Genomic DNA, 13,495 nt, shown 5'->3' with positions numbered 1-13,495 from the left:
ACCCGCGGAGGTTTCCGCACAGGTTTCCGCACAGGTTTCCGAGCAGGTTTCCGAGCAGGTTTCCGAACAGGTTTCCAAAGAGGTTCCCGACATGAGCCCAACCGCCCTGCGCGACGCCCCCGCCGCGCGCCATAAGCCGCGCACGTCGGCACCGCTCGCCGCGACCTCGGCGCCGTCCGCCGACGGCCTGCGGGTCGGCGAGCGCGACTACTGGACCGATTTCTACCTGGCGGGCGATCGGTCCTACGAATGGAACCACGGCCGGCTGGAGGAGAAACCCGTGTCGGACTGCGAGACCTGGCTCGTTTACCTCTGGCTGTTGGAACTGGTGCGCCATTACCTGCGTGCCCAGCCCATCGCCCAGGTGGTGGGGCTGGAGATGGGCTTCCGGCTCGCGCTGCCCAGCGGCACCGTCATCCGCCGGCCCGACTTCGGCATCGTGCGCGACGACAACCCCGAGCCGCTGCTGCCGCTCGATGTGTCCTATCACGGCATCTTCGATCTCTGTGTCGAGGCGCTGTCGGACAAGGACAGCCAGAGCGTCGACCGCGATCTGGTGCTCAAGCGCGCCGAGTACGCCGCCGCCGGGGTGCCAGAATACTTCATCGTGCACCGGGAGCCGGCGCGCCAAGCCTTCTTCCGCCTGGACGACGGCGGCCTGTATGTGCCCATCGCGCCCGCGGACGGCCTGATCCGTTCGTCGGTCTTGCCGGGCTGGCAGTTTCGCGTGACGGATCTCATCACCCGCCCCGGTCCCGAGGCGATGAGTCGCGACCCGGTGTACTGGGACTTCGTGCTGCCCGGCTGGCGGCACCTGGAACGCGAGGCGCGCGACGCGGCCGCTCGCGCCGAGGCCGAGGCCGCCCGCGCCGAGACGGAAGCCGCCCGCGCCGAGTCCGCAGACAAGCGCGCCGACGCCGAGGCCGCGGCACGCGCCGCAGCAGAGCAGGAACTGGCCGCATTGCGGGCGCAACTGGCGTCGCGCTAGAGGCGCCACCGCCGGACCTCTTCCCGCGCTAGGGCAACAGCGCCCAACCCGCTACGCCAGCTCAGGTTATTGTCGTGAAATGTTCATGGCCTCAAGCCTAGAGGGCCGCATGCCGCGCTCGGAACCGGCAGCTCGCGATCCTGCATCGGCGTTTCATCTAGCCCGACGCCGCGCGCCCGCGCGTCGATGAGGGCCTGCTGGACTGGATTGCCGAATGACGGCTCGACCCACCACCACCGACCCGGGCCGCATCGCTTGCCTCTTCTCGACGTCCGGGCACAGCGGCGTGGACCGGCTCGCGAAGCACCTGCTGCCGGCCCTCGCCCGGCGCGGCTATCGGGTCGATCTGCTCAAGGTGCGCGGGCACGGGCCGGACCTGGCCGAGGCCGCCGTCGAGACGCCCAACCTCGGCATCGTGGATCTGGGCAGCCGCCACACCTACGCCTGCGTGCCCGCCATCGTGCTCTATCTGCGTCGGCATCGCCCGGCGGTGCTGCTGTCCGACAAGGACCGGGTCAACCGCACGGCGCTCGCGGCCCTAGCCCTGGCCGGCGGCGGCACGCGGCTCTATCTGCGCTCGGGCACCACGCTGTCCGTGGACCTCGCGAGCCGCGGTGCGCTGGAGCGCTGGCTGCAGCGTCAGTCCGTCGCGCGGCTGTACCCGCGCGCCGCCGGGGTGCTGGTGCCGAGCCGCGGCGCGGCGCAGGATCTCGTCGGCTTCGCCGGCCTCGACCCGGCGCTGATCCGCGTGGTGCCGACGCCGGTGGTGCCGGATGCGCTGTTCGACACCCCCCTACCGGCACCAAACCATGCCTGGTTCCACGACCCCGCCGCGCCGCTGATCCTCGGCGTCGGCGAGCTCAGCCGGCGCAAGGACTTCGCGACGCTGGTCCGGGCCTTCGCTGCGCTGCGTGCCGAGCGGCCTTGCCGACTGATGATCCTCGGCGAAGGCGCCGAGCGCGGGCGGCTCGCGGCGCTGGCGGCGGAGGTCGGCGTCGCCGCGGACCTGGATCTGGCGGGGTTCATGCCGCGCCCCTACGGCGCCTTGGCCCACGCCGACCTGTTCGTGCTGAGCTCGCGCTGGGAGGGCATGCCCCTGGTGCTGGTGGAGGCGCTGGCCATGGGCACGCCGGTGGTATCGACGGACTGCCCGAGCGGCCCGCGGGAGGTACTGGACGACGGGCGCGTCGGGCAGCTCGTGCCCGTCGGCGATGCGCCGGCACTGGCAGCGGCGATGGCCGCGACGCTCGCAGCGCCAGCGGACGCGAGCAGGCTGCGCGAGGCCGTGCGGCCCTACGCGGTGGAGCGCGGCACCGATGCCTATCTCGACGCCTTCGCCCTGCCGCGCCACTGGACCGGCTGAGTCTGGCCGGCACCGCGCCCGCGCCAGGCCGCGCTGCAGCCGCTAAACTGCCGGCGCCGACCCTGCGCGAACCCCGCCACGGGCGACCTACCGACCCACCCGCGACGATGCCATGCTGGATCTGCTGAACGGCCCCTGGGGCTTCATGCGCGAGCGCACGAAGCGCTGGCTGCCATCGCTGCGAGAGCCCGTGGCCGGCATCCCCATCGGCTGGCTGCTGCTGTTCCTGGCCTTTGCGAATCTCATGCTCGCCTTCCCCGGCATCGATCTGGCCGTCGCCGGCTGGTTCTACACACCAGGCGCAGGCTTCGAGGCGCTGGGTACACCCTGGGAGCGCCTCCTCTACCACTCGGTGGAGGTGCTGATGGTCGCGGGCAACCTGGCCCTGATCCTGGTCTGGGTCCTGAACCGCCGCCAGCGCCGCCGGGGCGCCGCGGCGCTGCTCGGGCTCAGCGGGCGCAAGCTCGCGCTCCTGCTGTGCCTGCTCGCCCTGCTGCCGGGGCTCGTGGTCAACCAGATCTTCAAGGAGCACTGGGGGCGGGCGCGGCCGGTGCAGGTGAGCGCCCTCGGCGGAGACCGCCCCTTTACGCCGGCCTTCGTGCACACGGGCGCGCGGGGGGGCTCCTTCTGTTCCGGGCATGTCGCGGCGGCCGCGTACCTGATCGCCGTCGCGCACCTGCTCGGCGGTCCGCGCTCGGGCTGGTTCATCGCGGCGGTGCTTTACACGGCGCTGGTGGGATTGGCGCGGATGGCCGCGGGCGGGCATTTTCTGAGCGATGTGCTGGCGTCCATGTTCCTGGTGCTGCTTGGCTACCTGCTGCTGCGGCACCTTTTCTGCCGCGCAGAGGATCCGGAGACACGCCCGGACGCGGCCAACGGCGAGCGGCAGTTGCGCTGAACTGTGCGATGATTGCCGGCTTGACGCCGTCGGCGCAGACGCCCGGCGGCCGGGACCCATTGGATTAGGCTGAACTGCGGAGCGGGCTTGCGTGAGATCTGGGTACTTCTTCTTGCTCGCGGCGGCGGTCGCGACGACTGCGCTGACGGGCTGCGCCGGCACGGCCGATCAGAAAGAGCTCAACGAGGCCATGACGGCCAGAGCCGTCGCCGGCGACTTTCATAGCATTGCGGTCACCAACATTCGCTGCAATACCCGCACCGAGGAGTGCGCTAAGTCCCATGCCGTGAAGGGGGATGCCTGCCTGAAGCTCGCGATCCAGCAGCCGGTGACCGCCTCCGCGCAGGACGCCAAGGTGCGCGAGCTGCTCGACTGCGCCGAGGCCGGCTATCGCAAAGCCCTGGAGCTACAGCCGGACCGCAATGCAACGAGCCGCGTGTCCTACCACGGCGGGCTGCTGCTGACCCTGAGCGAGCGACGCAACCGCCTCGACGACGGGAAGGAAAAGAAGCTTGACCGCGAGAACGAGAAGCTCCTGATGGCGGCGCAGGACGCGCGCCGCGAGGTCGCCGGCAGTGCGCTCGGCTTCCTGTATGGCGCCTCGGCGCACACCTATCGGGCGGCATTGCTGCCTGCGGGGCGCTCGCGCTGCAACGATCTGCGCCAGGCGGAGTCCATGCTCGGCCGCTCGCCCGCGCCGCCGCCGCAGCTCGCCGACGAGCAGCAACGCATTCGCACCCTCGTGGCGCAACAGTTGCGCGCGAACGGCTGCCCGCGCATCCAGCGCAGGTAGCACCTTCTGCGCCCGAGGTCACGCCGCGGCGCGCGCGGGCGCTTGTCGCCATGCCCAACGCCTTGCTAGCCTCCCCCACAGGACCAGCGCCCGCGGGCAAAGCCCGTCTGTTCTCGCCGCTGCTGCCGCTCGGGCTGATCCTCGGGATCACGCTGTGGCGGCTCGCGGTGGCCGCGCTCGTGCCTGTCACGCAGGATGAGGCGTATTACTTCCACTGGGCTCGGGCACTGGCCTGGGGCTACTTCGACCATCCGCCGGGCGTCGCGCTGCTCGGCCTAGGCACGCGGCTGGAGCCGGGCTCTGCGTTCGCGGCGCGGCTCGGCGCCGTGCTCGCCGGGCTGTTGACGCTGCTGATCCTCTGGCGCTTCTACCGCGCCTGCGGACTGCGTCGGGGCGACGGGCTGCTGCTCGCGCTGGTGCTGGCCGTGGGGACGCTGCCCGGTCTCATCGGCGGCGTCATCACGACGCCGGACACGGTGCTGACCCTGTGTTGGGCGCTCGCGCTGCACGAGGCACTGGCGGCGCTGCGGCACGATCGCCGCCGCTGGCTCACGGCCGGGCTTGCCACCGGCCTCGGGCTGCTCGGCAAGTACAGCATGGTGCTCATCGGGCCGGTGTTCCTCTGGGCGATGCTCGCCGCGGACCGCCGCGCGCTCGCGACGCCCTGGCCTTACCTGGGCGGCCTGCTGGCGCTGCTGGTCTTCTCGCCAAACCTGATCTGGAACGCGAACAACGACTGGATCAGCCTGCGCTTCCAATTCGGCCATGGGTTCGCCACCGATACGGGGGGCTTCGAGCTCCCGGCGGACAGCCTGCCACCGGCGGTCGGCGCGTTCTCCTACTCGCCCCCGGACGGCGGACCCGACACCCCGGCCGAGCGCCTCGCGAGCCTCGCGGGTTTCCTCGGCGCGCAGCTCGCTTTCTGGGGGCTGTTGCTGCTGCCGCTGGCGGCGTCGCTGTGGCGGCGCGGCGGACCGCGCCGCGCCATCGATACCGCTGCACGCTGGTTCGACCAGCCCGCCCGCACACTCTTGGTCGCAGCGGCGGTGTTTCCGCTCGCGCTGTTCTCGCTGCTGGCGCTGAAGGGGGACGTCGAGGCCAACTGGTCGGCAACCTACCTCATCGGCGCCGTGCCGCTGGCGGCCGCACTGCTCGCGCCACTCGGACGCCGGGTGCTGATTGCCGCGGCCGGCAACCTGATGCTGGTCAGCCTGTACGCGCTGCATGCGGCCACCGCGTCGCTGCCGCTGCCGGACGCCTCTCAACGCATCCTGCGCGAGAGCTACGGCTACCCGGCGTTGGCCGCCTATGCGACGACGCTGTCGGCGCCTGTTTTCGCCGATCGCTATCCGTTCGCCGCGATGCTGAATTTCTATGCGCCCGAGCTCGGCGTCGGCCAGTGGCCCAACATCGCACGGCCGTCCGAGTACAGCCGCTGGCGGCTCGTGGCGATGCCGGAGATGGGCGCGCTGCAGGCAACGGGCTTTTGGCTCGTCGCCTACAAGTTCGCGCCGCCGGAGATCCCGGGGTTCAGGGCCGTCGAGACGCGAAGTCTGTTCCAGTGTCGCGGCCAGCCGCTCATGGTGGTTGCCGGCGGCGCGCCCTGGGAGGCGGCAGGCTGCCCAGATCCCATCCAAGGCTGGCGGCTGTACCGTTACGTTGCCGACGGGGTGGCGGAGGGCGGCAACTCGCGCTGATGCTTCGCGACGGAAGGCCCGAGACCGGTTGCGCTTGGCGCCGAGTCGTCGGAGTGGCCGTCATCGGGGTCAGCATCGGATTTCCGAGGTGCTGACGGGTGCACGGCTGTCGGAAGCCGACCTGGAGGTCGGCTCTCCGGGCCGTCACGGCGGGATCAGGGCTTCGGCAGCGTGACCCCGGTCTGCTTGTGATACTTGCCGCCGCGGTCGAGGTAGGAGGTCTCGCAGGGCTCGTCGGACTCCAGGAACAGGATCTGCGCAACGCCCTCGTTGGCGTAGATCTTGGCCGGCAGCGGCGTGGTGTTCGAGAACTCCAGGGTCACGTGACCTTCCCACTCCGGCTCCAGCGGCGTCACGTTGACGATGATGCCGCAGCGGGCGTACGTGGACTTGCCCAGACAAATGGTCAGCACATTGCGCGGAATCCGCAGGTACTCCACCGTGCGCGCCAGCGCGAAGGAGTTCGGCGGGATGATGCAGACGTCGGCCTGCAGATCCACGAAGCTGGAGGAGTCGAACTGCTTCGGGTCAACCACGGCGGAGTTGATGTTGGTGAAGATCTTGAATTCGCCCGCGCAGCGGATGTCGTAGCCGTAGCTCGAGGTCCCATAGGAGATGACCCGGCGCCCGTCGGCCGCCTCACGCACCTGAGCGGGCTCGAACGGCTCGATGAGGCGGTGTTGCTCCGCCATGCGACGGATCCAGCGGTCGGACTTGATGGACATGGGGCGGTTATCTCCGAATGCTGCCGGAGCAGCCGGCGGGCGAGTGCGGCAGCCTGGCGATGCTAGAACAGCTCGCGCAACAGCGATGCCTCGCGGCTGGCGCCCGTGTGCATGATCCGCCCGGCGAGGGGCTCGCGCCCGAGCACTTCCACACGCACCGGCGCCACCCCCGCCGCCACGATGCCGAGCCGCTGCGCCGCGCCGCGGGACAGGTCGATGATCCGACCGCGCTTGAATGGGCCGCGATCGTTGATGGTCACGACGACGCTGCGGCCGGTGCGCTTGTCCGTGACGCGCACCCGGGTGCCAAACCCGAGCGTGCGGTGGGCGGCGGTCATCGCGTGCTGATCGAAGCGCTGACCGCTCGCCGTGCGTCGGCCATGAAAGCCCGCGCCGTAATACGACGCCATACCCTCCCCGGCCGCAAGCGCCGGGGCCGGCGACAGCATAGAGGACAGCGCGAGCAGCAGCGCGGCGCATCCCATTGCCGTGCGCTGGCGAGTCGCCCAGTCGGCCGCCGTCGAGAGCCGCGCCGCGCTCATCAGAACGCACTCGCGCGCAGTGCGCCCTGCGCCCGCGCAGCGCCTTCCGGCAGCCACACCTTGCTGCCCGCGGGCACCGGCCGCGAGCCGTTGCGGATCGGCGCGAGCCAGGCGAGATTGCGTGCCAGCAGCGCCGACGGCGGCACGCGGTAACGGCGCGACAACTCATCCACGGTCAGCGCATAGGGCAGTCGCACCGACTGGTCGCGCAGCGGCGGCTCGAAGCGAAGCCCTTCCGGGAAGTACCGATCCGCGTTGCGCGCGACGTGGCGCGCGGCCAGGAACTGCGCATAGAAGTTGCGCGACGCAAAGCCGAAATATTTCCCGTCGTAATCGCGGACGATGCGGGCAAAATCGGTGCCGTAGCGCTCCTTTGCGCGCATCATGCCGCCAAGACCGTGGTTGTAGGACGTAAGCGCCATAGGCCAGTTGTGGAGCTTGGAGTAGGAGTTTTTCAGGTAGCGTGCCGCGGCATCGGCGGCCACGACGGGGTCGAGGCGCTCGTCGATGGACGAGTTGACCGTCATGTAGCTCTTGCCGGTGGAGCGGATGAACTGCCACATCCCGGACGCGCCGGCGCTGGAGCGGGCGTTGGCCTGGAACGACGACTCCACATGCGGCAGCAGGGCCAGATCCTCCGGGAGCCCATGCCGGCGAAACACGTCCTGGAAGGCCGGCTCCCAGCGCCCGCTGCGCTCGAGGCCGCCGCGATAGCGCTCGCGCACGCCGCGCTGGCTGCGCACGCGCTCGTCCGCACCAAAGACTGCGCCCGGCCCGCCCTTCTGCTCGAGCTGCGCCTTGAGCTGCTTCTCCTCGGCACTCAGTCGCGCGCGCTCCGCAACGCGCCGCTCCAGGGCGCGAAGCCGAGCCCTCCAGCTCTCGCTCAAGCTCCGCACATAATCCTTTTGCGCGGGCGTGTAGACCTCCTCGATGGGCCCTGGCAACTGCGCGACCTGGTAGATGACGCCCATGTGCTCATCGTCATGGATGATGACCTTGTCGCGCCCCCACTTCGCGTAGACGTTCCGCCAGAAGGCCACGTTGTCTTCCAGCCCCGCCGGCATGGGAAACTCGGCCGACTGGACGAAGGGCACCCCATCGTCCCGTGCGTCCCCCTTGCCCGCACAGCCCGACATCAGGAGCGTCAAGAGCCCGACGGCGCCAAGCAACCAAAGGGCGCCCGGCCCAGCAGTGCGCGCCGCCCGCGCGTATAAACCGTTACACATCTTCTGTCCGCCCAACCGTACACTCAACCAAGAATGTGCCTAGCCCCAGCAGGCCGGCGGCGCAACTGTAATGGGCGCGGGGGATGCGGTCAAAGCAGTGTGAACGATGGCTGCCGGGGAAACGCTGCCAAAATGGGCGGTAAACCCGCGTTCTGCTTGATCCCTGCCACCGCCAGTTGGACGAATGGTCGAAATTATCGTCGTCGAAATCGAATTTTGAATCCTGCGCTCACGACGACGAGCAGCGCCTTCGTCCACCCCTTCCGGGTTCCGGGTTCCGGGTCCCGGTTCTAGCGCAGGGGTCAGACCCTCATGACGGTTCAGACACTACCGGTACTCTCCCGGGATCAAGGCAGCGCAGCGAAGCCCGACATCGAGCCCATCGAAATCGCTATCGACACGACATGCCACTGGGCCACGAGAATGCTGAGCCGTCTAGGAGGATAGGGTCAGGAACCACTCGGGAGTGATGACCCCGACATGCTGACACCTGATTAGCAAGATGCTTCTGCTAGACACATCACGTTGTCAGAAAGCTGACTACGCAGAGCGGCAGAGCCGGCAAACGTAGACCGGCCGGTTGCGCAGAATGCTGATTCTGCCGGGAATCTGAAGCTGGCTGCGCTTCCTTTCTAATCAGGTGCTGACATGACAAGGATCAAGGCTGGTCGTTATCCCGCGCATCCTTGTCGCGGTTGACGACGTATTGCCCCTGATTGTCCGCGATCTGCTGGATCAGCGCGCGCCCGCGTCCGTCCGTCCGGCGGTAGCGCTGAATGAGCTGCCATTCCTCTTCGGACAATGGCGAGGTGTCATCCAGGCACAGCAGGTATGCCGGGGTGATCCCCTCAAGGGCCTCGGAGAGCTCCTGCGCTTCTTCAATGCCCATGCGCCGGATGCCCTGCTCGTAGTTGCTGATGCGCGACTTCGAGAGCGTCCGCGTGCGGGAGGCGAGCTCTGCCAGGCTGTATTTGTGGGCCAGCCGTGCTGATCGGAGACGCTGGCCGATTTGTTTGTTCAGTGTCATTCAATAAGGATAATTAAGGTCGGAATGCGCTTGGTACACAACGAAACCGGAATCCATGTAGGAATCAAGGGGTTCCATGCGATTCCGAACACTTCTCGTGTGGGCTGCGCCGATCGGGGGGTGTCGAGACCGAGCGGAACGCGAAAACGCGCTTCGGGACTGGCCGCGCGGACCCTGGGCCACCCGCCGCAAACGGACACCACGCTGCACACTATTCGTGCCAAAGCCTGTCGGCAGATGGCGAGCAGCGCGCCGCGGCTCGCCGCACAGCTTGCCCGCCGCGCTCGACTCAGCCCATCAGGCCGTCCCCGAGATCGCCCTCACCCCGGCGCTGACGACCGCCCCGATCCCCTGCCTCGCCGGGGAACACCAGATCCATGATCTCCTGAAAACGCTTTGTCTGCGGCGATAGAAACTTACCGCGCCGAAGCACGATACCGTAACTGCGTTTCGGGAAATAGCGCTCCAGCGGCACGCAGCCGAGCTGTTCACGCCCGGTCAAGCAAAGATCGGTGACAATGGATATGCCGAGACCGAGCTCGACGTACTTCTTGATCACTTCCCAACCACCGGCCTCCAGCGTGACCTTGTAGTCGAGCTCCTGCTGGCGGAACATGAGATCGACCGTGCGCCAGGTACTGAGGTGCCGCGGCGGCAGGATGAGCCCGTACTCGGCGATCTCGGCCAGCGTCACATCCTGCTTATTGGCAAGGGGGTGGTTCGCGGGCGTGATGAGCGCGGGACTGAAGGTGACCACGGGGCGATAGGTGACGTCATCAGGGATCTCCAGCATAGAGCCAACGGCGATGTCTACCTGATCGGCACGCAGCATGGCCAGTCCATCACGGCCGGTGACGTTGTGCAGGCGCAGGTCGATGCCCGGATACTGATCCACGAAGCGCCGCACCGGCTCCGGTAGGATGTAAAGGATGGTCGCCTCGCCGGCGGCGATGTCTAGGCTGCCTTGATCGACCCGGCCGCAGTGCACCGAGAAGGTCTCGTGCAGCTTGTCCATGCCCTCCACCAGCGGCTGGGCCAGCTCGTAGAGCAGCTCGCCCTCCGGTGTGAGCCGAATCTTCGGACCCCGTCGCTCGAACAGCACCGTATCGAGCTCGCGCTCGAGGGCCTGGATCTGCAGCGAAACCGTCGGTTGGCTCAGAAAAATCTTCTCCGCCGCGGCACTGACGCTGCCGGTGCGCGCCGCGTGACAAAAGGCCCGCAACTGCTTCAGTCGATTCTGCTTGTAGTGGATCTGCTGCGCGGATGTCATCTGGTCCAAACCTCCAGTAGTGTGCTGTCGGTGTTGGGCGTAGTGACTCTCATTTGCCCAAGCACGTGCCAGTGTAGCCGCAACCGAGCGCGCCAACGCGCCGGACCTGATCGCCGCGCGGCCGTCGCGCGGCCACGGCAGACGCCGAGCATCAGTGCAGTTGCCCCGAAGCGAAAACTGAATGCGGCTTGGTCGCCAAGCAGTTCGGCCGCACCCAAGGGTAGCGCCGACGGCAGAGGAAGTGGACCTGGCCCGGGATGGGCTGCCCGAGCGCGGGGATCGGGGGGGCGTCAATCCCGGTCTAGGTCGGCAAGGATGTTGCGGGCGACGCGCCGTTGGTCGGCGTCGCCCTCCTCGAGCACCAGATAAAGCAGATGGCGGGCGGACGCCGGGTCGCCATCGGCGCGGCGCTCGTTGGCGCTGCGAATCAGCTCCTCGATCGGATCCGCGGGCTTGCTGTTTGCCGGCCCGGTCCGTGTCGGCAGCGCTGCATCCGCCTCGGCATCGGCGGCCTCCTCCGCCTCGATGGCGTCGAGCTCAGCTTCCATTTCGGCCTCGGTCATCGGCCGATAGCGCCCGGGCTCGTCGATGTCGCCGCCGTCGATCTCGCGGCCAACGCTCCAGCCGCCGCTCCCGCCGGCGGATCGCGCTGCCCCGGAGGCGCTGCCACCGCCGGACGGCGGCGGCGCGGCGCCGGGTCCGCGCTTCTGGAACCAGCGCGAGAAGAACACGCCGGCCTCGAACAAGATCCACATGGGTATCGCGAGCAGCGTCTGGCTCACCACGTCGGGCGGGGTCAGCAGCATGCCGGCGATAAAGACGCCGACGATGACATAGGGCCGTTTCTCGGCAAGGGCCTCGGGCGTCGTCGCCCCAACGGCCACGAGTAGGATGGTCGCGATGGGGATCTCGAAGGCAATGCCGAAGGCGAAGAACAGCTTCAGCACGAACTCCAGATAAAACTCGATATCCGGCATCTGCGCCACGCCGTCCGGGGTCACCGCCGTGAAGAAGCCGAACACCAGCGGGAAGACGACCACGTACGCGAAGGCCATCCCCAAGTAGAAAAGCACGATGCTCGAGGCCACCAACGGCAGCGCGAGCCGCTTCTCGTGGGTATAGAGCCCCGGCGCGACGAAGCCCCAGAACTGGAACAATAGATAGGGCATCGCGATGAACACCGCCACGACGAGCGCCAGCTTGAACGGCGTCAGGAAGGGCGAGGCAACCTGCGTGGCGATCATCTGCGAGCCTGCCGGCAACTGGGCGCGAATCGGCTCGGCGACGAAGGTGTAGATGTCGTTCGCGAAGGGAAACAGCACCACGAACACGAGGACGATGGCGATGACCATGCGCAGCAGGCGGTCGCGCAGCTCCACGAGGTGAGACATGAACGGCTGCTCACCGCCGAGGCCGTCGTCGCTGGGATCCGTCGATTGCTGGGGGTTCATGCTGCTCGATCGGCGCATCGCCGGCGCCGTGCGTGGATGAGGATTCGCTGCCCGGAGGTCTGTGATACCGGCGCGGTGCGAGCGGGTCCTGCGCGCAACCGGACCGAGCCGCCGGGAACCCGGGGAGCGACGCGCAAGGGCGTTGCGGACCTACCCGGGCAGGTCGGCAACGCCCCTGTCACGGATTGCGTCAGCCAGGGCGGCGCACTTTAGGGCGGATCAGTCGGATCATGCGCCGTGGGCTTGGATGGCCTGTGGCTGCGGGTGCCGTGCCTGTCGGACACGCCACCATCCTCTTCGATGATGCTTTCCAGCGGGTTGGACTGGGCCTGCTTGCGCAGGATCTCCTTCAGCTCCTCCGCCTTGATCTCGCGGTCGATCTCCGATTTCACGGACATAAAGGCGCGCCGCGCGCGGCCTAGCCAAAGCCCCGCCGTGCGCGCGAGCTTGGGCAGGCGCTCGGGCCCCACCACCAGCAGGGCGACGACGCCCACGAGGACCAGCTCCAACGCACCGATGTCGAACATCGCCGCTCAAGCCTCCGCAGCCATCGCCTTCAGACCTTGCTCTTGTCGGTGTCCTTGGCCGCGCCGGAGCCCCCGGCGGCGTCGCCCTCGGCGGTCCGCTCGGCCTTGCCGTCGTCGAGCTGCTTCGCGCCTTCGTCGTCCTTATTGGCATCGCCCATCGCCGAGCGGAAGCCCTTCACGGCGCCGCCAAGATCCGAACCGATGTTCTTGAGCCGCTTTGTGCCGAACAACAGCAGCACGATCACGAGAATGATCAGGAGCTGCCAGATACTGATGCCACCCATGCCCATGTCGACCTCCGCGCCCGCCGGCTTGGGACGGGCTTATGACTCTAGAGAGAACCCGCGCCGCGGTGAGGAGCGGCGTCGGCCCTGCACGCCGGGGTGCGGCTGCACCGCCCCGGAAAAGACCGCGCATGATACCGCATCCGCGGCGACCTAACGATGTAGCTAGATTGCTTGACTGCACCAAATGCTCAGATGAGTCAAGTTTCACGGCGACAAGGCGCTTGATGGAAGAAGGGCCGAGGGCCGAGGGAGTCGTCCTCGGCCCTGGCCCTTGGCCCTTGGCTTACCTGCGGCGACGACCGGATGCGGCGGCGCGCGTATCGGCCCGGCGTGGCACGACCGGCGCCCGCGGTCAACCGTCGCGCTGCGCCTTCTCCGTGAGCCCGGACAGGCCGAAGCGTCGGTCGAGCTCCGCCAGCACCTCTGCCGGTCCAAGCCCCTGCTGCGCGAGCAGCACCAGGGTGTGGAACCAAAGGTCGGCGACCTCGTGCACGAGCTTGTCAGGCACGCCGTCCTTCGCTGCCATGACGGTCTCGGTGGCCTCCTCGCCGACCTTCTTCAGGATCGCATCAAGCCCCTTGGCGTAGAGCTTCGCAACATAGGAAGACTCGGGGTCGGCAGCCTTGCGGGCTTCGAGCACCTCGGCGAGGCGCAGCAGGACGTCGGACATGGAACAAATTCCGTGGGGTTCGCTTGGTGGC

14 protein-coding genes are annotated in these 13,495 nt (G+C 68.2%); 5 read left to right on the top strand and 9 right to left on the bottom strand.

The features are described 5' to 3' along the window. The first annotated feature begins 91 nt into the window (after nucleotides 1-91). The 5 genes from ML01_RS05390 (at nucleotide 92) to ML01_RS05370 (ending at nucleotide 5,739) form a co-directional block, all read left to right on the top strand. Entirely contained in the window at nucleotides 92-988 is an 897-nt protein-coding gene (locus ML01_RS05390) for a Uma2 family endonuclease (protein ID WP_058554380.1), read from the top strand. Between the two features lie 214 nt (nucleotides 989-1,202). Further along, entirely contained in the window at nucleotides 1,203-2,351 is a 1,149-nt protein-coding gene (locus tag ML01_RS05385; RefSeq protein ID WP_058554379.1) for a glycosyltransferase, read from the top strand. 112 nt (nucleotides 2,352-2,463) lie between these two features. Further along, a complete protein-coding gene (locus ML01_RS05380) occupies nucleotides 2,464-3,249 on the top strand; it encodes a phosphatase PAP2 family protein (RefSeq protein WP_254045142.1) in 786 nt (261 codons plus the stop codon). 91 nt (nucleotides 3,250-3,340) lie between these two features. Continuing rightward, nucleotides 3,341-4,042, top strand: coding sequence for a hypothetical protein (locus ML01_RS05375; protein ID WP_156427570.1), 702 nt, complete (start codon nucleotides 3,341-3,343; stop codon nucleotides 4,040-4,042). A 50-nt stretch (nucleotides 4,043-4,092) separates the two neighbouring features. Continuing rightward, the gene (locus ML01_RS05370; RefSeq protein ID WP_082673978.1) at nucleotides 4,093-5,739 is read left to right on the top strand and encodes a glycosyltransferase family 39 protein; all 1,647 of its coding nucleotides are present in this window, start codon (nucleotides 4,093-4,095) and stop codon (nucleotides 5,737-5,739) included. A 155-nt stretch (nucleotides 5,740-5,894) separates the two neighbouring features. On the opposite strand, the gene dcd is transcribed toward ML01_RS05370, so the two are convergent. The 9 genes from dcd to ML01_RS05325 all read right to left on the bottom strand — a co-directional run bounded on the left by dcd (nucleotide 5,895) and on the right by ML01_RS05325 (nucleotide 13,464). After that, complete coding sequence (gene dcd, locus ML01_RS05365; protein WP_058554377.1) at nucleotides 5,895-6,464, bottom strand: dCTP deaminase; 570 nt, start codon at nucleotides 6,462-6,464, stop codon at nucleotides 5,895-5,897. Between the two features lie 62 nt (nucleotides 6,465-6,526). Continuing rightward, nucleotides 6,527-7,006 (bottom strand): septal ring lytic transglycosylase RlpA family protein, encoded by a 480-nt coding sequence (locus ML01_RS05360; RefSeq protein WP_082673977.1) that lies wholly within the window; start codon nucleotides 7,004-7,006, stop codon nucleotides 6,527-6,529. Continuing rightward, entirely contained in the window at nucleotides 7,006-8,232 is a 1,227-nt protein-coding gene (locus tag ML01_RS05355) for a lytic transglycosylase domain-containing protein (RefSeq protein ID WP_082673976.1), read from the bottom strand. The genes ML01_RS05360 and ML01_RS05355 overlap by 1 nt, the downstream gene beginning before the upstream one ends. Before the next feature lie 658 nt (nucleotides 8,233-8,890). Next, nucleotides 8,891-9,259 (bottom strand): helix-turn-helix domain-containing protein, encoded by a 369-nt coding sequence (locus tag ML01_RS05350; protein WP_058554375.1) that lies wholly within the window; start codon nucleotides 9,257-9,259, stop codon nucleotides 8,891-8,893. A gap of 289 nt (nucleotides 9,260-9,548) precedes the next feature. Continuing rightward, complete coding sequence (locus ML01_RS05345) at nucleotides 9,549-10,529, bottom strand: LysR family transcriptional regulator (RefSeq protein WP_058554374.1); 981 nt, start codon at nucleotides 10,527-10,529, stop codon at nucleotides 9,549-9,551. 290 nt (nucleotides 10,530-10,819) lie between these two features. After that, a complete protein-coding gene (gene tatC / locus ML01_RS05340; RefSeq protein ID WP_058554373.1) occupies nucleotides 10,820-11,980 on the bottom strand; it encodes a twin-arginine translocase subunit TatC in 1,161 nt (386 codons plus the stop codon). Nucleotides 11,981-12,189: 209 nt separating this feature from the next. Further along, the gene (gene tatB, locus ML01_RS05335) at nucleotides 12,190-12,507 is read right to left on the bottom strand and encodes a Sec-independent protein translocase protein TatB (RefSeq protein ID WP_058554372.1); all 318 of its coding nucleotides are present in this window, start codon (nucleotides 12,505-12,507) and stop codon (nucleotides 12,190-12,192) included. A gap of 29 nt (nucleotides 12,508-12,536) precedes the next feature. After that, nucleotides 12,537-12,797 carry a Sec-independent protein translocase subunit TatA gene (tatA, locus tag ML01_RS05330; protein WP_058554371.1) on the bottom strand — a complete coding sequence of 87 codons (261 nt, stop codon included), beginning with the start codon at nucleotides 12,795-12,797 and terminating at the stop codon, nucleotides 12,537-12,539. Nucleotides 12,798-13,146: 349 nt separating this feature from the next. Continuing rightward, nucleotides 13,147-13,464 carry a phosphoribosyl-ATP diphosphatase gene (locus ML01_RS05325; RefSeq protein WP_058554370.1) on the bottom strand — a complete coding sequence of 106 codons (318 nt, stop codon included), beginning with the start codon at nucleotides 13,462-13,464 and terminating at the stop codon, nucleotides 13,147-13,149. Nucleotides 13,465-13,495 lie beyond the last annotated feature (31 nt).

The sequence above is a fragment of the Thiohalocapsa sp. ML1 genome (assembly GCF_001469165.1).
Lineage (GTDB): Bacteria > Pseudomonadota > Gammaproteobacteria > Chromatiales > Chromatiaceae > Thiohalocapsa.
This window is presented reverse-complemented; position numbering and strand designations above follow the sequence as displayed.

Excerpts from the sequence above, each read along its gene's own strand:
- ML01_RS05390 (WP_058554380.1), top strand. The coding sequence starts at position 92 with ATGAGCCCAACCGCCCTGCGCGACGCCCCCGCCGCGCGCCATAAGCCG.
- ML01_RS05385 (WP_058554379.1), top strand. The coding sequence starts at position 1,203 with ATGACGGCTCGACCCACCACCACCGACCCGGGCCGCATCGCTTGCCTC.
- ML01_RS05380 (WP_254045142.1), top strand. The coding sequence starts at position 2,464 with ATGCTGGATCTGCTGAACGGCCCCTGGGGCTTCATGCGCGAGCGCACG.
- ML01_RS05370 (WP_082673978.1), top strand. The coding sequence starts at position 4,093 with ATGCCCAACGCCTTGCTAGCCTCCCCCACAGGACCAGCGCCCGCGGGC.
- dcd (WP_058554377.1), bottom strand. The coding sequence starts at position 6,464 with ATGTCCATCAAGTCCGACCGCTGGATCCGTCGCATGGCGGAGCAACAC.
- ML01_RS05360 (WP_082673977.1), bottom strand. The coding sequence starts at position 7,006 with ATGAGCGCGGCGCGGCTCTCGACGGCGGCCGACTGGGCGACTCGCCAG.
- ML01_RS05355 (WP_082673976.1), bottom strand. The coding sequence starts at position 8,232 with ATGTGTAACGGTTTATACGCGCGGGCGGCGCGCACTGCTGGGCCGGGC.
- ML01_RS05350 (WP_058554375.1), bottom strand. The coding sequence starts at position 9,259 with ATGACACTGAACAAACAAATCGGCCAGCGTCTCCGATCAGCACGGCTG.
- ML01_RS05345 (WP_058554374.1), bottom strand. The coding sequence starts at position 10,529 with ATGACATCCGCGCAGCAGATCCACTACAAGCAGAATCGACTGAAGCAG.
- tatC (WP_058554373.1), bottom strand. The coding sequence starts at position 11,980 with ATGAACCCCCAGCAATCGACGGATCCCAGCGACGACGGCCTCGGCGGT.
- tatB (WP_058554372.1), bottom strand. The coding sequence starts at position 12,507 with ATGTTCGACATCGGTGCGTTGGAGCTGGTCCTCGTGGGCGTCGTCGCC.
- tatA (WP_058554371.1), bottom strand. The coding sequence starts at position 12,797 with ATGGGCATGGGTGGCATCAGTATCTGGCAGCTCCTGATCATTCTCGTG.
- ML01_RS05325 (WP_058554370.1), bottom strand. The coding sequence starts at position 13,464 with ATGTCCGACGTCCTGCTGCGCCTCGCCGAGGTGCTCGAAGCCCGCAAG.